Origin of the sequence: Anaeroplasma sp. (assembly GCF_034179385.1) — a bacterium.
Classification (GTDB): domain Bacteria; phylum Bacillota_I; class Bacilli_A; order Acholeplasmatales; family Anaeroplasmataceae; genus Anaeroplasma.
On record NZ_JAXFPY010000115.1, the window covers coordinates 1 to 23733 of the forward strand.

The following is a 23733-nucleotide window of genomic DNA, read 5'->3' on the forward strand; positions in this document are numbered from 1 at the left end:
AAAAATTCTTATAGCCAATTTTTTGAATGTAATCATCCCCTTCGATGTCATGATTACAAATGAAAATAACCTTTGATTTTTCCTTTCTATATTTATAGAATCTTGAATGTAAAATAGATAACTGATAAAGTCCCATTGAAACATCCTCTTCATTTTTTTCATTTGAAACATTGCCACTTTCAATCTCTAGTTCAATCATTAAATTAAGCTTATCCACCTTAATGTCATAATTCACTGTTTTTAAGGTACATAAATCTCTTTCTCCCGTATCGGTTAATGTAATATCGGATTCCTTTAAATCCAAATTACAAATCCCATTGAGTAATAGAGTTAAATAATTCTTCTTTCTTTTAATTAACTCCTTAAAATAATAATCGGTTAGACCGATGGCCTCTAATCTTTCTGTCATTTTTTAATCCTCTTTTCTATTTATTTTTTGATTAGCTTCTTTGCCTTTCATTAAATAAATAGTCAAAATCTCAAAAAAATTTTCACGATTACAAAAAAAACTGTAAAAAAATTGCTATTTTACAGTCTTTTAATCTTAAAATGTTATTTCGAAAGAGCTTATAGAATCCTTTGCGATTACATGAGTATCTTTTTCTGTCTTCTTTACCGCAATCATTGCTGCGCCCAAGAAGGCATGTGCTTCATTTTTAATATAATTATCCTCTGTTTTAGGGTTTGCAGATCCTATACCTAAAAGCTTTCCGCCAGTAATAGATACAGAGATTAAATCCTCTCTTGTAGTATCTATTGTATTCTTTGAATCCTTATATTCAAAATAAATATAGGTTATATCACTACCACTATAATCGATTCTAGAGGTAAGTTTAGATTCCATCGATGTAGCTAAAATCTTTTCCTCTACTACCTGATTATCCTGAATTGCTAAAGCCTTAAGGTACCCCTTCTCATATGGAAATTTATAGGTAGTAAATCCATTTAAAATTTCTTTTTTACCTAAGGATTTACCATTAACAAATAATTCAACTATAGGATATTTAGAATATACCTCTACAACAATATCCTTACCGATAACATCATCCTTATAGGTATAGGTATTTCTTGAATTTGTCCAACGCCATGCAGATTTTGTTTCCTTTTCATCATAAATATAGGATGCAAGCTCTAATGTTGCTTTACCATAGGTAATCATAGCTAAATATGCCTCACCTGTAGGATAGCCTAGTAAATCGAAGGCACCACCATTCGCTAAAATCCATGGATATGGCTTTTGGAAATGATGATCATAATCAAAATAACCACCAATACCTACCTCACCTAAATAATCTATACCGGTCCAAATAAAATCACCAATAACCTGTGGATACTTCTTCATTCTTTCATAATTCTTATAGATATCCTCGCACATAGTTTCAGTACCTACAATAATTCTTTCTGGATGAATTTTACTATCGAGCTCATATCTTTTATATGCATAATTATATCCAGCTAAATCTAATACCTTAAAGGTATCTATAGATACCCTTTCGCTATCCTCTTGGCAAGCAATTTCAGCCATACCATACCCAAAGCGAGTAACGATTTGGTTATAGTCATCTACAATCTCATCGCTATTGGTATAGACCTCCATCATTTTGTATCTTTCCTTATGCGCATTTAATTCTTCTCTTTCTAGATTGGTAAAATTAACACCCATAGTGGATGGTCTATAATCATTTTTATGAATATAATCGCATAATTCATTAAGAATTCTAAAGCCTTCCATATTTAGTGTTGTAGGAGAGGCAAGCTCATTACCTAAGGAATACATAATAACGGATGGATGATTATAATCCTTATCTATCATAGATTTTAAATCATGCATATAATTATCCTTAAAATCCGTTGCATAATCATATTCTGTCTTATGGTATAGCCACATATCAACGAGTTCATCCATAACCAAAATACCAAGTCTATCGCAAGCCTTAAGAAGATGTATTGATGCAGGATTATGTGCACTTCTTATAGCATTAAAGCCAGCATTCTTTAAGATGAATAATCTTTTTACTTCAGCATCATATATAGATTTAGCACCTAAAATACCATTATCATGGTGTAAGCATGCACCCTTTAAAACTACCTTTTTACCATTTAAATAGAATCCTTTTGTTGTATATTTTAATGTTCTAAAGCCATATTCTAAAGAATATGTATCTATGATTTCATCCTTATCCATTAAATAGAATTTAAATGTATATAGCTTTGGGTTATCTATATCCCATGGTATTGCATCTAAATTGATGATGCCATGATCTTTATGATTTTTCTTTATACACCTATCTTGATCATAGATTTCCATAAGTACATCTAATTTTTTATTTGACGTATATGGAATAGTATAGGATAGGGTAATAGGGTCAAGGGATACGGTATTTAATTTAATATCATTTATATTAAAATGATCCATTCCACCAATATATAATTCTACTCCCCTATATAAGCCTGCCCCACTATACCATCTTGAATTTGGTACTAAGGTATTATCTACCGTAATTTTAATTTCATTTGATTGACCATAATTTAAATATTTTGTCAATTCAACAAAATAATCCGTATAGCCATATTTATGGGAATAAATCTCTTGATTATTTACATAAACTATAGAATTTCTATATGCACCTAAAACGTGAAGATGAATCGATTTATTTATAAATTCTTTAGGTACAATGAAAGATTTCGTGTAGGTATAAAAGCCTCCACTAAAGTATGCTCCACCAACACCACAAGGGCCATTTAAACATCTTTTTTCATGAAGCATTGCGTCATGAGGTAAATCCACAAGAATTACTTCATTTTCTTTTTCAAATTTCCAATTGGAATTAAAATCCTTTAAAATCATATATCCTCCCTTAAGAAACTAAAGAATCATTTTCATCAGCATCATCGGATAAATATTCCATAGTATCTTCCTTTTCTAATGCTTGGAAAAAGAAATTAAACATAGAAATAATTTCTTCTTCCTCCATTAGAGTATCCTGTGTCTTTTGATACATATTGGATACCACAAAGGAAACATCCTCTTCACCCTTTAGATTATCTCTTTCAAAGGTGTTTTCAATATTTAATTCATCTAATGTTTTTGTCAATATACAATATAAATCTCTGTTATTTATAATCATCTTTGCAGGAAGACCTATTTTCGTAAATATTTCATCTAATATACCATAGATTATATTTTTATAATCCTTTGGATCAGAAATGATATATTTAAGCTCCATAGCACCTGTTTCAACAAAATAGAAATAGCATAAAAGTGGTCTAATCCCACTCCCCTTTACCGCAACCGGTAGGTAGGAGGTAAATAAATAGCAATCCTCATTCAAATATAGATGATCCTTATATTCATTTACAAATTCACTATTTATAGGACTTCTCTTTGGCATAATCTCTAAATAGGGTAGGCTTCTATAAATACAGGAATATTCTAATCTTTCCTTATTGAAGGATGCAAGAACACACCTATTTTCATTAAAAGCCTCAATGACACTTAATTCCTCATTTGGGATTAAGGAATTTAAGAATACAACGTATTCTGAAATCATCTTAATTTCATTATTTTTTGCATAAGTATGTCTATAGCCCTTTTTAAAGCGGTAGATAACTAAATTATTTTCTAAAGTTTTCTTTTGTTCCATTTTATTTAAGAAGGTAATATCCTCATCAGTTAAATCCTTCTTTTCCTTAAATACAGCAACAATAGAATCACAATCCCCTACCGTTACAGAATATTCATCAGTAGTAGATAGGATATCATGAACATAATTGATTCCATCACGATTATGAAATACCTGTAGTCCCTTCGCATCACCAAAGAATTGGTCTATGAAGGTAAGTATTGCCTTTTTACCAAAGGAATCTATAACATAAAATATATCTGCTGAAGAAAAGATATCAAAATATTGTCTTTTCTTAAAGCTTATGAAGCATTTTCTTATTTCTTTATAATCATCAATAAAACTCATACTACCTCCTATAAACTACGACTCTTTTAATTCCATATTCTTTATTCTTCCATAATTCTAAATCATGGAAGTCCCTTGGGTATTTCGAATCAATTCCCATTTCATAAACAATTATACCATCATTATCTAAAAGTGGATAAACCATTTCTAAGATACCTTCTATATCATCCATTTTATAGGGTGGATCTAATAGAATTAGAGAATATTTTTCTTTTCTATTTAAACAGAAATCCTTATAATCCATGTTTGTAAATAAAACATCGGTTATACCTAAGGCTTTACAGTTTCTTTTACATACCAAAAGGGCATCTTTATTTAAATCATTTAATGTGATATGAGATATTCCTCTAGAATATGCCTCAATTCCCATTGCGCCTGAGCCAGCAAATAAATCAAGGGCTTTACCAGAATCGAAATATGGGCCAATCATATTATAGATTGCGCCTCTAACCTTATCCTGGGTTTCTCTTGTCGTATCTAGATTTGTCATATCAATAATTCTATGTCTTAATTTACCAGCAACAATACGCATATTTACTCCTATCTTGGGAAGCTATCTACAATTTTAATATTTAGGCTTCTTCCCATAAATTTTTTGCCCTTAAAATTTCTTAAGAATCTTAAAGCCTCATTATGCACCTCAATAAAGCTTCTTTTATTTTCAATAATGATTTTGCCAAAATGCTCTCTATGAATTTTAAATTCATCATGGAAATATACGACCATTTGGTTTGGTCTTACTCCATCATTATGGCCTACATTAATTTCTATTATAGAATAAGTCTTATTCGAATCCTTCTTATTCTTCTTTTCCTTAAAATCCCCTTTACCTCTATTTTCCTTAACGCTTTGAACATGGATTTCAGGATATTCCCTACCCTTATTTTCATCAATCATTGAAACTAAAGCATTCAAAAGTGGCATAGGATTACTATTCCCTCTTGCAAGCTTCATTAAGAGATTATCATATTCATGATTATCTATATTTTTATCGATGGCATCCATAATCTTTAAATAAAGCTTCTTTTGATAGCTTTTAGCAATTTCTTTTGGCGTAGGTATTTCACATACCCTGATTTTAGATTTCGTATAACGCTCTAAATCTTGAATTCTTCCCTTATTTCTTATCGTTGAAATCGTAATGGCAGTACCTGAGGTACCGGCTCTTGCGGTTCTTCCTATTCTATGTACATAAAGCTCATTTTCGTTTGGTACATCAAAATTGATTACAGCATCAATTCCATCAATATCGATACCTCTTGCGGCAACATCGGTTGCGATTAGGATATCTATTGTATTATTTCTAAAGGATTGCATAACCTTATCTCTTGAGATTTGCTTTAAATCTCCATGTAAGCCCTCCGCTCTAAAGCCTTGGGTTTGTAAGAATATGACTAATTCATCAACCATAGATTTTGTATTACAGAAGATCATAATCTGATGAAACTGATTATAATCTAATAAACGAATTAATAAATCCTTTTTCGAATCCTTCTTACAATAATATAGCTGCTCATCAATCGCATCAACAGTCAATGTCTTAGATTCAATTTTAACCCATTTCGCCTCATGCATATAATTCTTAACTACATTTTTAATAAATGGTGGAATAGTCGCACTAAATAGTGCGGTTTGTCTATCCTTTGGCATAGAGGATAATATACGCTCTAAATCCTCTTGGAATCCCATCTTTAGCATTTCATCTGCCTCATCTAATACCAAATAGCGAATCTGATTAAATTTAAGATTACCTCTTTCCATTTGATCTATGATTCTACCTGGAGTACCTATAATAATTTGAGGTTTCTTGGATAAGGCAATTCTTTGCTTATCGTAGGATTCACCACCATAAATACAAGCATATTTAATATCCTTATTATTTGAAAGTAGCTTTCCAATTTCATTGGAAACCTGAATACCAAGCTCTCTTGTTGGCATTAAAACTAAAGCCTTAGGGTCCTTATCCGAAGGGTCAATTCCCTCAATTAGAGGAATCGCATAGGCGAAGGTTTTACCAGTGCCGGTTTGTGCCTGACCAATACAATCAAAGCCCTCCTTAAGGATTGGAATAGCTTTTTCCTGAATCGGTGTTGGAACTAAAATATTCTCTTTATTTAAGCAATCAATAATGTCTTTTCTGACATTTAATTTTTCAAAATCATTCATAAATTTATCTCTTTTCTTTTATAACCGACTCATTATAACAAAAACAGATTTCTGTGTAAAGAAAAAAAGTGGAATTTCCACTTTATAATAAAGCCTAGGATGGTACGTGAAGAACGAAACCTTCACCTGTGGGTTGCCTCTTTTTAACTATTTATTAGGATTCCTATTCCAAGAATGTAGGCCTTCAACACAAAATAATTCTCAGCACCCTTTTCTATAATAATGAGCTCCACGGCCTTCATCCTAGTTACCTGTATTATAAACCAAAAATGGTAGTTTTACAAGGCATGCAAAATAGATAAAAGAGAAAAAATGGCCGAAGCCATTTTCTATTGAAAAAAATTAAAATAGGATAATACACAGCTTAAAATCGCAAACAAAATAAGTAATACAGCAACTACCTTCATGACATTATCCTTTGTATCCGATCCAAAGCGAGATCTTGTCGCCTCAGGCATTACAAGCGCGATAACTCCAACGGCAAGAAGCACAAGTGGAATACCAAAATGGATTGTGAAATAATTTTGATATCCTGAAAACATTGAAATAGCGATATATATACCTACACCAAAGGCAATAATTGCCATGGAAATCATTATAATTTTGTAAATCATTTTTTCTTTATTTGATGGCATAATTATCCTCCATAAACATAAGATAGTATATCATGAATCAGAAAAAGAAAAAATATAATTCTATATATTTCTTCTTTTCTTTTGATTCTATATAGGCCTCATACTTATCGTACGGTCTTTTTTCCATTAGAATGAATTATATTCCAAAAAATTTAATTCTTTTCTATAACCTCAAGCGTCATATTTAAAACATCTACTGTAATAATATAGACTCCCTTATGCTTAAAATAATAATCTCCCTTATTATTTCCAAGCAAATTGGATTCCTTTACAGTAAAAGTATATTCTTGATATCCCTTATCATAGAATTTAGGTAAGTCATCAGAAACTAAACCAAATCCTCCAACATCGGATGTAGCCTTATATTCATATTCAAATACATATGGCATACTACTATCCTTTGGTGTAAGGTCAATGAAGCAATCTTCATACACTATACAAGAATATTTTAGATTTGAAGGATCCTTTGGCACTACCCTTATTTCATAAGTTTTATTGTTTACATAGATATCAAAAGTACCACCAATTTTGAATATATAGCTACTTTCGGACATTGTTTTATCTACATAATTTAATGAATTTTCATTTATAGAAAGCTTATAGGTGCTTGTATGAGAATAAGCACTATAGAAGGAAATAAATTTACCTGCCTCTATAGAATAATCCTTAATGACAAATTCATCACTATTATCTATCTTATCTAAGATATTAAATTCTAATGTATCATTCTTTAATGTACCAATCTCAATATCCTTAAATGGATAATAATATGGAACATCGATTGCACCTTTATAGGTAACATCCATTAGCATTGTTCTTATATCTAGGGTTATTCTATAAATACCATCCCTTTTGACCTTTACCTTTATATCTTCTCCATCTTCTCTTAAAACCTCTAAGTCCCTTGTAGCCTCATCCTTAAGGCTTGACCAAATATATTTATAATCACTAGATATTAAATAAAAGGAATCGCCCTCATAAAAATATAAATCATCATAAATACGTATATTTTCATCATTGTTTTCTATAGTAAAAGGAATATCTGCTTCAAAATAGCCCTTTACCTCTCTTACAAATGAAATATATTTCGATGCATAATAGGTTTTATCCTCTTCTTCTATTTTTGTTTCAATTAAATCATCCTTTATATTGATATTAGGAATATAAATTTCACCCTTATTTTGTTCTTCACAGGATGATAAGGTAAATAATAGCATAATACCTAAAATAGCGCCCATTTTCTTTTTCATAATTCATCCTCCAAAATGGATTTTATACTTTATTCAATTATAACATGTATATTTTTTTGAGAAAAGAAAATTAAAGGGAAAAAAGAAAAAATTACACAAATATCCATTTTTCTAAGAATTACCTTTTTGTTTTCAAAATGATTAACTATAGCTATAGAATCAAAGCGAAGACCCTAATTCCTATATTTTCTTTCTACCAAAGACGCTTTTTCAATTACAATAGAACAAAACAAAAAAGGCTATAGAGAAGCATTAATCGTTAATATTTTTGTAACTCCTTCAAATTTAGAAGTATAAAGATCTAAAGTATTATTCTTCCATATATTTTTTTTGTTTGTTTTGAAATTGTCTATCGATTAAGTCAAAAATTAAAGGGACTTTTGAACCAATTTTTGATTCAAAAAGTCCCTTTAAGAATTAGTTTGACTTCTTTTCAGTTTTTAATACAACTACGTTTTCCTTTACAACAGCCTTTGGATTAGCTAAACCATTCTTAGCTACTTCAACAAGCTTTGCAAAGCCTTCTGCATCATTAACAGCCATTTCAGCTAACATCTTTCTGTTGATTGCAACATCAGCCTGAGATAGACCATTGATGAACTGAGAATACTTCATACCATTTAACTGGCATGCAGCATTGATTCTTTGAATCCAAAGCTTTCTGAAATCTCTCTTGCGAGCCTTTCTATCACGGAAAGCGTACTGTAAAGAACGCATTACCTGCTCATGAGCAGTCTTGTATAATGTGTGCTTAGAACCATAGTAGCCCTTAGCTAACTTTAAGACAGCCTTACGTCTTCTTCTTGTAACATATCCACCTTTAACTCTTGGCATGATTCATTCCTCCTCTTACTTCATTGGTGCAATTAACTGTGCGATTCTCTTAGCATCAGTCTCATGCACTAATCCTGACTTTGATAAATTCTTGTTCTGCTTATGTGTCTTGTTTGTCTTTAAATGTCCAGTATAAGAATGACCTCTTTTGATCTTACCTGAACCAGTAATCTTAATTCTCTTCTTTAAACCACTGTGTGTCTTTGCCTTTGGCATAATCCCTTACTCCTTTATTAATTATTTTTCTTTTCTTTTTCTTTGTCTTTTTCAGACTTTGGTGCTACAACAGCAAACATTGTTCTACCATCCATCTTTGGCTGTGCTTCAACATTTGCAACTTCCTGTAGACTTTCAATGAAACGCTCGATAACTTCCTTACCTAATTCTTGGTGTACAATCATACGACCATAGAATCTTAAAGTGATCTTTACCTTGTTTCCCTTAGCTAAGATAGTTTTAGCCTTGTTCGCCTTTGTCTCGAAATCGTGCTTTTCAATGGTAGGTGACAGCTGGATTTCCTGTACAACTGTAACCTTCTGATTCTTTTTCATTTCCTTAAGCTTCTTTTGCTGCTCAAAACGGAAACGAGAATAATCCATCATTTTAGCTACTGGTGGATTTGCGTCTGGTGAAACCAAAACTAAATCCATTCCACGATCATATGCCTCATTTAATGCCTTAGATCTTGAAATTACACCTAACTTCTCTCCAGTATCTGTAATAACGAGCATTTCCTTTACACGAATTGCCTCATTGACGATTGCTTCATCTTTCTTCTGCTTGTTAATACCAATCACCTCCGAATAATTTGGAAAAATAAAAGAGGACATAAACGCCCTCGTTAAAATCATAATAATATCCATTGATATAAAGTGACTTTTTGCCTACCAACATACTGAATCAGTCAGGCGAGAAACTGGCGTTCTTCTTTCCACATATTTATTTAGCCTCTAATATGATACACTTATTTTGTTATGATGTCAACAAAAACTTTAATCTTTTTTTCAAAGTATATATTGTTGCTTCAAAATTATTCTATATATAAGGTATTATATATGGGACGAAATCGTTTTCATTACGCTTTAAAATTTAAAACAATGTTTTCGCTAGAATTAGGACCGAAAATATTTTATAATATTTACGAAATATTTTCAAAGAAAAATAACGAGAGTTTAAAAAGGAGAATAAAATTCTATGAAAAAATTCAACAAAATTGCTTCTGCAATAGGTATTGCAGCAATAGGATGTACTCTTTTTTCTTGTAACAATCAGGGGGAAGTTACAGGAGAGTCTACTACAACAAAAGATACACCTATTGAAACAACCTCAAACTATGAATATCCTACCAAGCATGATAAGGATAGCATAACACCAAAGACTATAGAAAAAGAAACTGTAACTATAAATGTTTCTAGTGATTCTTTATATGTAGAGAAGGTAGAAAACCTTAAGGATGATTTTATTTTAGGTATGGATTCTTCTTCTGTTATTGCTGAAGAGGAATCAGGAGTAAAATACTATGATTATAATGGTGATGAGCAGGATCTATTTAAGATTTTAGCTGAATCGGGCATCAATTATATCCGCGTAAGAGTATGGAATGATCCATACGATAGCAATGGCAATGGATATGGTGGAGGAAATAATGATATCGATAAATGTGTAGCTATCGGTAAGAGAGTTACAAAATATGGAATGAAGCTTTTAGTTAATTTCCATTATTCTGACTTCTGGGCAGACCCAGCGAAACAAAAGGCACCAAAGGAATGGGCAGATTATTCCATTTATGAAAAATGCGATGCATTATACAATTATACCTATGATTCCTTATGTAAATTATATGCAGAGGGAATTGATGTAGGTATGGTTCAGGTTGGAAATGAAACCACAACCGGTATGAGTGGGGAAACCAACTGGGAAAATATGTCTATGCTATTTAACGCAGGCTCAAAGGCTACAAGAGAGGTTTTCCCTGATGCTTTAGTTGCATTACATTTTACAAACCCTGAATCTCTAGGTAGATATGCAGGTATTGCAGATAAGCTAAATACTTATAATGTAGATTATGATGTTTTTGCATCTTCTTATTATCCTTATTGGCATGGAACACTTGAAAATCTTTCCAATGTGTTAAATGATGTAACAGAAAGATATGGAAAGAAAACTATGGTAGCTGAAACAAGCTATGCATATACTACAGAGGATACAGACTTCTGGAGTAATACTATTGGTACACCAAATTCAACCGATGGTAATAGTTATCCATATCCTATTAGCCTTGCAGGTCAAGCAAACCATGTAAGAAATGTTGTAGATACATGCGTTAATTCTATGACCGATTGTATTGGCTGCTTCTACTGGGAAGGAACTTGGATTTCTGTTGGTGATAGCTTTGAGGAAAACCAGAAGAAATGGGAAGACTATGGTTCTGGTTGGGCATCTAAATATGCTTCTGAATACGACCCTAAGGATGCAGGACAGTGGTATGGTGGATGTGCTGTTGATAACCAAGCCTTCTTTGATAAGGATGGTAAGCCACTTGAAACCTTAAAGCTATTCGCTTTATTAAAGGATGGTAACACTTCTGTTCCTAAATATATTGATGGTGTTGAAAATGTTGAATTAACCTTTAATACAACCGATACGATTGAATTACCAGAAACTGTAAGTGCAATTTATAACGATAATTCTAAAGCAGATGTTGCTGTAACATGGGATTTCTCTGATGAGCTAAGAGAATCTATTCCATCAGGTGGAAATAAGGATTACATAATTACAGGAACAACAAATGATGGTATAGAGGTTCTATGTACGCTTCATGTTTTAATGAAGAATTTCATTGAAAATTATAGCTTTGAGGATATGCCAATGGGCAAGCTTAGCGCTTGGGAATATGAAGTCATTGATGGTACAACAGACGCAAATTATAATGTAAAGGTATCTGGTGAGAATCCAAAGAGTGGTAAGCAGGCCTTCCACTTCTGGGCACAAAATGCAAATACCGTTAAATTTAAAGTATATCAAGAGGTTAAAGATTTAATTACTGGTACATATAATTATCATTTACATATTTTAGGTGGTGCAACCGCAAATCCAGCACTTCCAAATCAGCAAAATATTTATATGTATGTTGAAATTAATGGTGAAGTTAAATATACAAAGGATATGAAATTCACAAATTACAATGATGGATATGCTCTATTCTCTATTGAAGGAATCGAATATACTGCAGGTGATAAAATTGTTGTAGGCTTCTACTGTGAGGCTAATGAAGCTGGCTCTTGGGGCGACTTCGATGATGCAATGTTAAACTTTATTGCATAGGATTATAGGTCTAGATTCGCCTAGGCCTTTTCTTTTTCCCTTTAGTAATTTTTCTTTAATTTTCGCCTCAATAGTGGTACAATATCAATATATAATTATTTTTAGAGGTTTATATGAATAATTTAAAAGAATATCGTGAAAAAAATGAGCTTAGCGTCAAACGCTTAGCCAATATATTTAAGGTACCACAATCTACGATTATAGCTTGGGAAAATGGCACAAAGGATCCTTCTATGATGCAGCTACAAAGCTTATCGTATTTATATGATTGTAGCTTTGATGATTTATTCCCTTATACTAAGCCAGACCCATATGAATTTGGAGTTAGAAAAAGTGCTGTATTTAAAAAATACAAAAAAAGATGTAATAAAATTATAATTTCTATTATTTTAAGTATTACCGTAATAGCACTTCTCATTGTTTTAATGGTTAATTTAACACCACAAATTCATGCAAAATGGCATGCACAAAGATATTTTGATGAAATGAAGGAATATTGTTATAAGGAAACCAATGAAGAATATGGTACTATTGTAGAATATGCAAATAAGAATTCGGATTTAGATGAGAATAAATACTGCAAGGGTGTTGCAGTTGTAACCTACGATATGGAATATATTATCTACTTCCACTATGGTAAAATGAGAGCAATGATTGACATTCACAAAAATTTAAAATTGACTCTAGAGGCTACGATTACGGTAAATAGTACAACTATACCTATGGAAATTGGTGATTACCAGAATGTATATTATTTAATTGTTTATGAATCGAATGAACCAGGATTAAAGAAAATTGTGGAGCAATATAAAATTAGTATGGGAATTACAGCGTGAGCTGTAATTCCTTTATTGTTTTATAGCAATGATTCTTTTATAATAAAGATAGAGGTGACCTATATGAAAAAAAACAAATTATTTATAACTGTATCTTTTTTTTCACTAATTGCTTTAACTTCATGCGCAAAGGATAGTCCATCCGATCCAGATGCGATTATATGGGAGGATGAGGTTTTAGGGGATCCTATGGTTGATCCTACAAACGATAATTATAGAACCTTTTATGAAATATTTACTTCTTCCTTTTCGGATACGAATGGAGATGGAATTGGAGATTTAAAAGGAATCACAAACCGATTAGATTATTTAAATGATGGTGATGTAAATTCAGGAAAAAGCTTAGGAGTCCAAGGTATCTGGCTAACACCTATATTTCAATCTCCTTCCTATCATAAATATGATGTTAGCGATTATTATAAAATTGATTCAAGCTTTGGTAAGCTTGAGGATTTAAAGAATCTATTAGATCAATGTCATAAAAGAAATGTTAAGCTTATCCTAGATTTAGTACTTAATCATACTTCTGTAAATAATACATGGTTCATTGAATTTAAAAGAGCACATACAAATAATGATGAATCCTCCGTTTATTATAATTTTTATGAATGGTATACAGAAACTCCAGTAGGACATACTTCTAGAGTAATTCCTGGTACAAATCATTATTATGAATGTAATTTCTCATCGGAAATGCCAGAATTAAATTATGATAACCCTAAGGTTTATGAAGAAATGGTTAAGGTTGCAAAATATTGGATTGATCAAGGTGTCGATGGATATCGATTTGATGCAGCAAAATATATTTATTTTAAAGATGAAAAAAGGAATGTTGAATTTTGGAATAAATATGCAAAAGATATTAAGGATTATGCAAAGGAAAAATACAATAAGGATTTATATATGATTGGGGAGGTTTGGGATTCGGATTCCATCCTATTACCTTACAATTCTTCTATAAATACTTTCAATTTTTCTGTCGCCGGTGGAGAAGGATATATCTCGAATTCGGTTAAAGCACAAGATGGTAATATCTATACGAAATATACAAATAATTTCTTAACGAAGCTATATGATGTAAATCCTGATGCAATATATGCCCCATTCATTGCAAATCATGATACTGATAGAGCTGCAGGCTATTTAACTATAGGAACGGGAACAGCATATATGGCCGCAAATTTATATTTATTGAATCCAGGCTCACCATTTATCTACTATGGTGAAGAAATTGGAATGAAGGGCTCTAGAGGAGGTGCATCGACGGATGCAAACAGAAGACTTGCTATGCTTTGGGGTGATGAGGATACTGTTAGAAATCCAAAGGGCACTACGTATTCTTCTCAATCACAAACCAATGGTACAGTAGCTACACAAATCAATTCTAAATCTTCTCTTTTAACAAGATATAGAAAACTAATTCAAATTAGAACAAAATATGATTGGGTCAGAAAGGGAAGATATGAAGGTATTCAAAATAAAGAAAATCTTGGCATTTTCAAGGTAACCTTAGATAATAAGGTTCATTATATTATTCATAATTTATCCCCAGAAGATATTGAATTTGACTTATCGATATTAAATGCTACACAAATATTAGAGTCTATTGGTCTTAACCCATCAAGCATCCAGGGAAATACCCTAAAGATTGGAGCTTTCTCTTCTATTTTAGTTGAATAAAAACGGCAAAATTTGCCGTTTTTTTGTTTTAATATTCTTTATTTATTCGTAAATCATAAAAAGAAAAAACCCCCTTATTTCCCAATAAAGAGGCTTTCTCAATATATAAAATTTAATCAGAGAACTTTCAGTATTAATAAATATCGTTTGTTTCAATCTTTAAGATGTTATGCTTTGTCTCATCATCGAAGAAATGCATAACATTTGCGTTGAATGTTAACCACATTCTAGCACCATAAACCATTGCTGCTCTCATTTCTGGAGATAATGTCATAGTTGGAACGCGAACAATTAATCTTGTTTCATCATCAGTGTAAACATGTAGGTGTAACTCAGAACCCATCATTTCGTTAACCTCAATAGTTACTGGGAATGCTTCAGGAGCACCCTCTTCTGCTAAAACAATATGCTCAGGACGTACACCAAGTACAATTTCCTGTGGCTTAATGTTAAGTTCAGCTAATCTATCACCCTTAGGACCATCAACTGGAATAGTTGCATCGAAAGGACGAACAAAATATCCTTCATTAGAACGAATTAGTTTAGCATTGAAAATATTCATCTTAGGAGCACCAATGAACTCAGCAACGAATAGGTTATCTGGCTCATCGAATACTTCAGTTGGAGTACCTACTTGCTGGATGAACCCATCCTTCATGATTACGATACGGTCACCTAATGTCATAGCCTCTGTCTGGTCATGTGTAACATAGATGAATGTAGTATCGATTTTCTTACGTAATAAGATGATCTCGGCTCTCATTTGGTTACGAAGCTTTGCATCAAGGTTTGATAGAGGCTCGTCCATCAAGAATACCTTAGAATCACGAACCATTGCACGACCGATAGCAACTCTTTGACGCTGACCACCGGATAGAGCACGTGGCTTTCTTAATAAGAATTCAAGAATACCTAAAGTTTCAGCTGCAGCTGTAACTCTCTTATAAATTTCATCATTTGACATTTTCTGTAATCTTAAAGAGAATGCCATATTTTCATATACAGTTAAGTGTGGGTATAATGCATAGTTCTGGAAAACCATCGCAACACCACGGTCCTTAGGCTGTAAATCATTTACTACTACTCCGTCGATTTCTATCTTACCTTCAGAAATTTCTTCTAGACCGGCAATCATACGAAGTGATGTGGACTTACCACATCCGGAAGGTCCAACGAATACAATAAATTCTTTATCTGCAATATCAAGATTGAAATCATGAACTGCAACTACTTTATTTTCATAAATCTTTTTTACGTTTTTTAATCTAACACTTGCCATATTTTTTTCTCCTATCCCTTAACAGCACCACCGGTAACACCTTCAACATAGTATCTTTGTAGAGCCATGAATAATACAGTAACTGGAACCGCAACTAGAACACCAGCGGCACAGAACTTTGTATAGTTAGCGAATAAGGTATCACCTTTTGAAATCATATTTTGTAAACCTGAACCAACGGTCATACCTGCATTATTGAACTTAGATAAGTATGCAGAGAAAATGAAGTCGCCCCAAGGTCCCATGAATGCAGTTAAAACTGTATAAATAACGATTGGTTTTGATAAAGGTAAAATAATTTTATAGAATACCTGGAATCTAGTTGCACCATCAACGCGTGCAGCTTCATCAAGAGATCTTGGAATTGTATCGAAGAATCCCTTAGATACATAATATCCCATACCTGAAGATGCGAAATATGAAATCATTAAACCCCAAAGAGCATTTTCAGAAGTCATATTCCAACCCTTTAAGATTGTATACGTAACAATCATTGATACGAATCCTGGGAACATACCTAGGATAAGCATAAATTGCATTAATGCTTTTCTTCCTTTGAATCTTAGACGAGATAGTGTATAAGCCATCATCAATACAAAGATTGTCTGGAAAACAGCAGTTGTACAACCTAAGATGAATGTATTTAAATACCATCTAGGGAAGTTGAAAGTTGCTGTATCAGTAAATAATTTTGTATAATTACCGAATCCCCATTCCTGAGGCCAAATATAACCAACCTGTCCAGTTGTTTCCATTCTGAATGATTCTAAAACAATTGCAAAGAAAGGGAATAACCAGATAATTGACATAATAACTAATAGAATATAAACGATAATGTTTGTAGTTCTATTAAATGTAGACAATTTCATATGTCTTTTTTCTTGTTTTTTCTGAGCCATTATTGGAAATCCTCCTCTCCTCTATTGGATGGTAGAATATTATAAACAATTAAGCTTACCAATGCTACAACTAAGAACATCATAATGGAAATTACGGCTGCTACGTTGTAGTATGGCTGTTCGGAACTACCAACAGTTAGACGATATAACCAAGTAATTAATAAGTCTGTACCACCAGTTTGTGTTGTAATTGTAGTACCATCGGCCATCTGCATTGTAATCATATGCTGATTTTCAGGTCCACCACCAGTTAATAGGAAGATAACGTTAAAGTTATTTAAGTTGCCTGTAAAGCTTGTTAATAGGTAAGGACCAGTAACGAATAATAGATAAGGTAATGTGATCTTTGTAAACTGCTTTACTGGACCAGCGCCATCAATCTTAGAAGATTCATATAAATCTGCAGGAACGTTCATTAAAACACCTGTAGCAATTAACATTAGATATGGAATACCAATCCAAACGTTAATTATAATAACTAAGGCTCTTGACCACCAAACATTCTTCCAGAAGCTGAATGCAGGTCCAACCCAACCTAACTTTTGTAAGAACGTAATAACATAAGCATTATCATTAAATGATTTAGAAATGTATAGTAAAGTAATAAACTGAGGTATAGCGATAGTTAAAACTAGAATACCACGCCATATTTTCTTAAATTTAATTCCTTTTTTATTAATCATTAATGCAACAAAGATACCACATATATAGTTTAGGAATGTTGCAAAGAATGCCCACATTAAAGTCCAAGCAATAATTTCACCAAAGGCAACACCAAATTCAGATGAGCCTGTTGATTTCATAGAGAATAATAAATCAAAGTTTTCCCAACCAATCCATGTGAATAATTGTCCGGATGCTGGGTCATGGTTTGCACCATAGTTTGTGAATGCTACCAATATCATAAAGACAATTGGTAATACTGTAAAAATAAAGATACCTGCTAATGGTAAAGCAAGCATTGTCTTGTGGAATTGATCATCAAGTAATGATTGTAAATCTTCTTTTCCACTTCTTAGCTTTTTACCTGACTTAAGAAGATCCTGTGCAATCTTATTTTGCTTAACATTTAATCTCCAAGTCCAAATAAATGCAACGATGAACATTAAAGTAAGTAGAATATATAATAAAATCTTGAATGAGTTATCACCTTCAACAATATATTCCCATCCGTCTTCATCAACAATTGTTTGTCTGCCTACAAGACCAAGTGTGCCAAACATAGATAAATAGTAGCCACCTGCTACAACCATATAGAATATAAAGGCTACTTCCATGAATAGGAACAATAAACCTCTAACCCATTGGCCTCTAAGAAGTGAACCAAAACCCATAATCAAATAGGAAACACGTGTTTTCCAGTCACCTTCTTTAAATGTAAGCCAAATATCAACAGCTTCATCTCTAACTTTAACACCAAATTTCTTTAATGCTTTCCAAATACTTATACCAGTGTTTTTAAACCATAAAGGAATTGCACTTAAAAACAACAGGAATTTGTAGCTGAATTTTCCGAAAGCACTAAGCTTTAAATATTCGAGATCCGTATAGTGAGTCATTTTTTCCTCCTTATTGAATAAAGGGGTCTAGGTCATAGTTGACCCCGACCCCCTGTAATACTAAATTAAATTATTGTTTTGTAATTGTGATCTTCTTGCCTACTAGATCGAAAGTAATTACGTAAGTACCAGCCTCTTTGAATACTAAGTTTCCATCGCCGTTAACGCTATTGCCTTTATCGTCTAAATTAGCTGGATCTTTAGTTTCATCTAAGTATACCTTAGAATCAGCATCAACATCAGCCCAACCACCAAGAGTATCCCAAGATGCAGGCTTAACAATACGTCCACCCTTGTAATCCATTTCTTCTGTGAATGTTACAGTAATAGTATAAAGACCATCAACCTCAGTTAAGATAGAATCAGCATCAGCATTATTCCAACCCTGGTTTGCACCAGCCCATAAAGCGTCACCCTGTAAGTTGAATGCAGCAGTTAAGTCATCGTAATACTTCTGTAATACAGTCTTTAAGCCGGCATCTGACTTATCTGTTAATGCAACTAAGTTAGTCTTAATAGCATTACCAATTGTCCACCAAGCACCTAAAACCTGTCCCTGAGGAATTGCGTAATCTGCCTGCTTAACTAAAGAAGATAATACAACATCATTCTTATATGCATCAGTTGCCTGTAAATTCTTGTTAGTTCCACCCCAACCAAACTGTGCGAAGAATTCCTTCTGCATTTCTTCACCAGATAGGTAGTTAGCTAATGCATGAGCAGCCTTAGCCTTCTTAACGTCTGTCTGAGGCTTAACACCAATTAACTTAGAACCAGAGAATGAACCGATCTGATACTTCTTGCCATCAACTGTAAACTTTGGTAATACAGTTGCAGCGAAATTTTCACCTAATGCATCACGTGCAGCTGTAGCTCCCCAAGAACCAACAACTACAACAGAAGATGGTGTAGCAGCAGCGAAGTCTGCAGCTTCAGCAGAATCCATGAAGCAGTCTGCAGAAACTAATTCATCCATACCCTTTAATGCGATTAAACCATTGTCAGAGTTAAAATTATCGATCATGTTAGTGAACTTACCATTAGAGTCTGTCTGCCATGCAGATGTACATAATCTGTTACCTTCCTCGTCTAGTGAGAAGAAGAATGCTGCAGAGTACCAAACGTTACCTAAGTTGAATGAGAACTTAGTGTTAGTAGCATTACACTTAGCGATAACTGCGGACATATCAGTCATATCAACGCCTTCCATAACTGACTTGTCATACATCATAATGTAACCATTATCGTTTGTTAATGGATAAGCATATAATGTGTCACCCATTTTACCAGAAATAAGACCACCAGTGCTATTACGAGCAGTTACATCTTCAAGGTAAGTGTTTGCAACCTTAGCAATTGCATTACCCTGAACTGCTCTAGATAACTGGTCCTGAGCAAAGCTGTAAATATCTGGTGCTGCATCTAGATCTTCTAGAACCTTACCAACTGCATCACCTTCACTAACTGGTGTAACATCAAGTGTTACATTCTCGTAGCCGTTAGCCTTTAACCAAGCTTCACCCTTCTCCTTGAATAGTGTAGAAACACCATCGGAAGTAGAGCACCAAACTGTTAACTTACCAGAGTAAGCTTCTTCAGCTGGCTTGTCTGTTGGGGTAGGTTTGTCCCCATTACATGAAGCTAAAGCAAGTGTAGCAACACCAGCGATAGCTAATGTACTTAAAATTTTTTTCATACTTTCTTGTTCTCCTTTTAAAATATTTTAAGTGTATTGTTTTTGTGGAAAGTATGTGCTATGCACACGCTTTCAGTAATTCCATTATAGCACGTATGGAAAACAAGTCAATAGCGTTTTCATTAAAACAAACGTTTTCGAAATTTTTTCGTTGTTTTTCGAAAATGTTGTAAAAACGTTGATATTTTGGGTCAAATAAGGACAATTTTGCTATTGATTTATGGCAAAATGATAGTTTAATTATCATATTTTCCCATGAAAATACTCCTTGTAGTAAAGTATATTTTACATTTTTGCAAAAATTTTTTTATTGTTTTTACGAAAATAAGAGACAAAAATTTAAATTCTTTTTTTATCCTTATTTATATATATTAAAAAGCACAAAATTCAGGTGGAAAATTGTGCTTTTTTAAAAATTATTTTTTCAAAGTATATGCATCAAATGCTGGAAGTAGATTGCCTTTATAATCCGCAAAGCATTGGTTACACCAATCGCTTCTTTCGTCCTTTACAAACCCACCGACATTATATTCCTGGGCAGCCTTAGTTCCCCAGCAAATACCTTCACCAGGAATTAATAATGGTTCCCAGAAGAAAATACCATCAAGCTTCTCTTCTTCTGCTCTTTTTAGAAATGCTTTAACGAAGGCAGCCTGACCCTCAGGGGTGAAATCAAATTCCTTTTTAAAACCAAATTGGTTATAGGTATCTTCACGAATGACTAAATGATCCCTGCAGCCCTCTTTGTAATCCTCTAGGGTAAAGGCATAGCCAAGCTCCATAACCATAATTGGCTTTTTAAATGTATCTCTACATAGATTCAATGTTCTATATAAATCATCAAATGTTCCGTGCCAGTATGGATAGTAGGATGCTCCAATAATATCGTAATCTACATCATATTTCTTTAGCTCATTAAAATATTCCATGTAACGAGGAGTATCATATACTTTTTCTAGGTGGATGATAATCTTACAATCTGGGCATTCCTCTCTTGTAGCCTTAATTCCGGCTTTAAGAAAGGCACAAACCTTGTCATAGTTTAATCTTACGCCACCATCAGGATTGTCTAAAAGATGTCCATATGGCCATAAAAGTCCATTGGTAATTTCATTACCAATTTGAATTAAAGAAACAACAATACCATCCTTTTTCGCCTTAGATAAGGTTTCCTTTGTATAATCATATACATCCTGGATGATTTGTAGATAGGTATGATTTTGCCATGCCTTAGGTAATACCTGCTTAGCTGGGTCAACCCAGAAATCAGAATAATGAATATCCAGTAGGATTTTCATCCCCTTAGACATTGCAAGCTTTGCAAGTCTTTTAAAATAATCATAATCACAGGTGCCTGCACCATATTTCTTACCATCTAAGGAATATGGATTATGCCATAGCCTAATACGCATATAATCTACACCATTAGAAACAAATCTTTCTAGTGGATCTACCTCTTTACCGTTAAAATAGAATTTATTGCCAGCTTCTAATTCCTCTAAATATGTGGATGTATCAACACCTAAAATCATATTATTGCTCTCCTGCTTTGTGCAATTCTACCTTAATTGGTTCGTTATCCTCACCAAAATCAACAACTCTATATTTCATTAGCTTATAACGATATCTTGCCTGTTCGTTTAATCTTTCAACATCCGCTTCAGAACCAGTAAATGCGCATCTTAAGCAATAGTATTCCTTCTTTTCTTCATCAAAGAACATATCCATGTCGATATCACGCATGAAGCATGAAGGACAACGGAAGTTTAGTTTGCCTTTTGTAGACTGAGACATGTCTTCATTCCTCCATTCTTAAATGTCTTACGAAGTGCGATTCTAAATACAGGAGAGAAAGCAATACCCTCTTCTACCTCATACTCAGATACATCACCAGACATAACAATTCTAGTCTGGATTTCAGGAACAATAATATAAGCTTCCTTAGCAGAAGTCTTAGTAATCTTTCTACCCTTAAAGCCATATAGCATATTATCGCTATCTACACCAAGTAATACATGAGTTAAATCCTCTTGGTATTCTGTTGTACCATATCCTGCAGTAATATATTCTGTTAAAGTGATTTCCTCACCCTTTAAATCTGTTAATACATTACGCTCTGCAATAACCTCGCCTTTCCCCTCAACAAAGGTAAATACAGATTGGATTTCAATGTCGGTATCTGCTAAGGTAACTACAACAGGATTTGCCGTTATTTTAACTCCATCATCAACCTTTTCATATTTCGCTAAGGTACGGCATAGGCAAAGGTCAGTTTCCTCACCCTTAAATTTAACCTTACAAGACTTAATTGTACCTGCGCCAGCATAATGTGTAAAGAAGCCTGCACGGTAGTTAATTTGAATTAAATATGGATAGGACGCATCATATACATGATCTGTACCAATACCAATCTTTTGAGGGATTCTTGCAACATAAGGACGAAGGTCAATCATTGCACCACCCTGGTTAAAGTCTAAGCATGTACGTAAATATGGGTCTAGATACCAGAATAATTCCTTCTTAGATCCATATAGGATATCCTTCCATAATGCACATTCACCTGTATTATAATTTGGATGGCATCCTCTATAGAAATCAGCAAATTCAGCCATAGTTAAATCTAAAAGTTTGCCTTCCTTCTTTAATTTACCATAATACTTCATACCATCCTCATAGGACTTAGCTAAAAGCTCATATGGAGCCTCCCATCTACCCTTGCGGTTTAACCAACCTGGTCCTACGAACATCATATTATAAGAATAACCGTTATTATATTTACCAAGATGTCTAAATTGATCAATTAGATTATATAAATAAGGATATTCCCAAGTGCCCTTATCCTCGTAATAAATCATACCTCTCAATACATTTTGAGGGTGAGTACCGAAGTTAGAGCCATTACCATCGAAGCAAGCCATTAAGTCACGGCTTAGGTGTGGGATGGCAACAATTCCAGAGTCATCTTGCGCATTCGCTGCAGGGCAGTGTGAATTCACCTTAGATGGAATCCATGGGTTCCAAGGACCTCCATCCATAAAGGTATACCAAGAATTATTGCATGTATGATATGCCTTAGGGCCTTCCTCCCAGCATGTTGCAACAGCGCATTTAACGCTTGGGTAATGCTCCTTAATATAGTTGATGCAGTATGCATCTAGAAAATAAGAGCTTGTAGATTCAGGATAGAATCCAAACTTCTTATAGAATAAACCAAATACATCATCGATAATTTCTGCCTTTGTTTCATCATCAAACATCCAAATACAAAAATCCTCTGTTTTATACTTTTCCTTAAATTCCTTACAAGGAAGTCCTAGTAAGGATACACCAATTTCATCACCATATTTTTCGTGATGCTCCTTTGCAAGCTCACAAATCTTATCAGAGAAAAGGGAAGCATAAGTAATCTGAATGGTTGTCCTTAATCCATACTTATGTGCCATTTCCTGCTGAAAGATGAAAATATCAAGGGACTCATCCTTTAGTCCCTTCTTTCCTCCTACCTTTTCTGCATATTCAGGGGAAAGCTCAGGGCGGTGAATGATATTTACTACAAATTTGTTCTCCATAAATTTAAATACCTTTCTCTTTCTATATAAAGCCT

The 23733-nt window shown here is 33.3% G+C and carries 20 protein-coding genes; 3 read left to right on the top strand and 17 right to left on the bottom strand.

What is annotated here, in order from left to right; genetic code table 11:
• The 10 genes from SPJ17_RS07540 to infC all read right to left on the bottom strand — a co-directional run.
• On the bottom strand, positions 1-409 hold a 409-nt coding region (locus tag SPJ17_RS07540), incomplete at its 3' end, for a hypothetical protein (protein WP_321094330.1).
• 135 nt (positions 410-544) lie between these two features.
• Positions 545-2848, bottom strand: coding sequence for a glycoside hydrolase family 2 TIM barrel-domain containing protein (locus tag SPJ17_RS07545; RefSeq protein ID WP_321094333.1), 2304 nt, complete (start codon positions 2846-2848; stop codon positions 545-547).
• A gap of 10 nt (positions 2849-2858) precedes the next feature.
• Entirely contained in the window at positions 2859-3971 is a 1113-nt protein-coding gene (locus tag SPJ17_RS07550) for a hypothetical protein (RefSeq protein ID WP_321094335.1), read from the bottom strand.
• Position 3972: 1 nt separating this feature from the next.
• Positions 3973-4503, bottom strand: coding sequence for a 16S rRNA (guanine(966)-N(2))-methyltransferase RsmD (rsmD, locus tag SPJ17_RS07555; RefSeq protein WP_321094337.1), 531 nt, complete (start codon positions 4501-4503; stop codon positions 3973-3975).
• Positions 4504-4511: 8 nt separating this feature from the next.
• On the bottom strand, positions 4512-6137 hold the full coding sequence (locus SPJ17_RS07560) for a DEAD/DEAH box helicase (RefSeq protein ID WP_321094341.1): 1626 nt from the start codon (positions 6135-6137) through the stop codon (positions 4512-4514).
• Between the two features lie 329 nt (positions 6138-6466).
• Positions 6467-6772 carry a hypothetical protein gene (locus SPJ17_RS07565; RefSeq protein ID WP_321094344.1) on the bottom strand — a complete coding sequence of 102 codons (306 nt, stop codon included), beginning with the start codon at positions 6770-6772 and terminating at the stop codon, positions 6467-6469.
• A 152-nt stretch (positions 6773-6924) separates the two neighbouring features.
• Positions 6925-8022, bottom strand: a complete 1098-nt coding sequence (locus SPJ17_RS07570; RefSeq protein WP_321094348.1) for a hypothetical protein — start codon at positions 8020-8022, stop codon at positions 6925-6927.
• 417 nt (positions 8023-8439) lie between these two features.
• The gene (gene rplT / locus SPJ17_RS07575) at positions 8440-8856 is read right to left on the bottom strand and encodes a 50S ribosomal protein L20 (protein ID WP_321094350.1); all 417 of its coding nucleotides are present in this window, start codon (positions 8854-8856) and stop codon (positions 8440-8442) included.
• 15 nt (positions 8857-8871) lie between these two features.
• Complete coding sequence (gene rpmI, locus SPJ17_RS07580) at positions 8872-9072, bottom strand: 50S ribosomal protein L35 (protein ID WP_321094353.1); 201 nt, start codon at positions 9070-9072, stop codon at positions 8872-8874.
• A 17-nt stretch (positions 9073-9089) separates the two neighbouring features.
• On the bottom strand, positions 9090-9686 hold the full coding sequence (gene infC / locus SPJ17_RS07585) for a translation initiation factor IF-3 (protein WP_321094356.1): 597 nt from the start codon (positions 9684-9686) through the stop codon (positions 9090-9092).
• 364 nt (positions 9687-10050) lie between these two features.
• Between infC and SPJ17_RS07590 the strand changes: the two genes are divergently transcribed.
• The 3 genes from SPJ17_RS07590 to SPJ17_RS07600 all read left to right on the top strand — a co-directional run bounded on the left by SPJ17_RS07590 (position 10051) and on the right by SPJ17_RS07600 (position 14696).
• Positions 10051-12180, top strand: coding sequence for a glycosyl hydrolase 53 family protein (locus tag SPJ17_RS07590; protein ID WP_321094358.1), 2130 nt, complete (start codon positions 10051-10053; stop codon positions 12178-12180).
• 113 nt (positions 12181-12293) lie between these two features.
• Positions 12294-13016, top strand: coding sequence for a helix-turn-helix transcriptional regulator (locus tag SPJ17_RS07595; protein ID WP_321094360.1), 723 nt, complete (start codon positions 12294-12296; stop codon positions 13014-13016).
• A gap of 63 nt (positions 13017-13079) precedes the next feature.
• Positions 13080-14696 (top strand): alpha-amylase family glycosyl hydrolase, encoded by a 1617-nt coding sequence (locus SPJ17_RS07600; protein WP_321094362.1) that lies wholly within the window; start codon positions 13080-13082, stop codon positions 14694-14696.
• Positions 14697-14829: 133 nt separating this feature from the next.
• On the opposite strand, the gene ugpC is transcribed toward SPJ17_RS07600, so the two are convergent.
• From ugpC to SPJ17_RS07635, 7 genes are all read right to left on the bottom strand, one after another.
• The gene (ugpC, locus tag SPJ17_RS07605; RefSeq protein WP_321094364.1) at positions 14830-15975 is read right to left on the bottom strand and encodes a sn-glycerol-3-phosphate ABC transporter ATP-binding protein UgpC; all 1146 of its coding nucleotides are present in this window, start codon (positions 15973-15975) and stop codon (positions 14830-14832) included.
• 11 nt (positions 15976-15986) lie between these two features.
• Entirely contained in the window at positions 15987-16874 is an 888-nt protein-coding gene (locus SPJ17_RS07610; protein WP_321094367.1) for a sugar ABC transporter permease, read from the bottom strand.
• On the bottom strand, positions 16874-18433 hold the full coding sequence (locus SPJ17_RS07615; protein ID WP_321094370.1) for a sugar ABC transporter permease: 1560 nt from the start codon (positions 18431-18433) through the stop codon (positions 16874-16876). Before SPJ17_RS07615 ends, SPJ17_RS07610 begins: the two co-directional genes overlap by 1 nt.
• 70 nt (positions 18434-18503) lie before the next feature.
• On the bottom strand, positions 18504-20129 hold the full coding sequence (locus SPJ17_RS07620) for an extracellular solute-binding protein (RefSeq protein WP_321094374.1): 1626 nt from the start codon (positions 20127-20129) through the stop codon (positions 18504-18506).
• 416 nt (positions 20130-20545) lie between these two features.
• Positions 20546-21661 carry a glycosyl hydrolase 53 family protein gene (locus SPJ17_RS07625; RefSeq protein WP_321094377.1) on the bottom strand — a complete coding sequence of 372 codons (1116 nt, stop codon included), beginning with the start codon at positions 21659-21661 and terminating at the stop codon, positions 20546-20548.
• A gap of 1 nt (position 21662) precedes the next feature.
• Positions 21663-21923 (bottom strand): hypothetical protein, encoded by a 261-nt coding sequence (locus tag SPJ17_RS07630; RefSeq protein ID WP_321094380.1) that lies wholly within the window; start codon positions 21921-21923, stop codon positions 21663-21665.
• A complete protein-coding gene (locus tag SPJ17_RS07635) occupies positions 21896-23698 on the bottom strand; it encodes a hypothetical protein (RefSeq protein ID WP_321094383.1) in 1803 nt (600 codons plus the stop codon). The genes SPJ17_RS07630 and SPJ17_RS07635 overlap by 28 nt, the downstream gene beginning before the upstream one ends.
• Positions 23699-23733 lie beyond the last annotated feature (35 nt).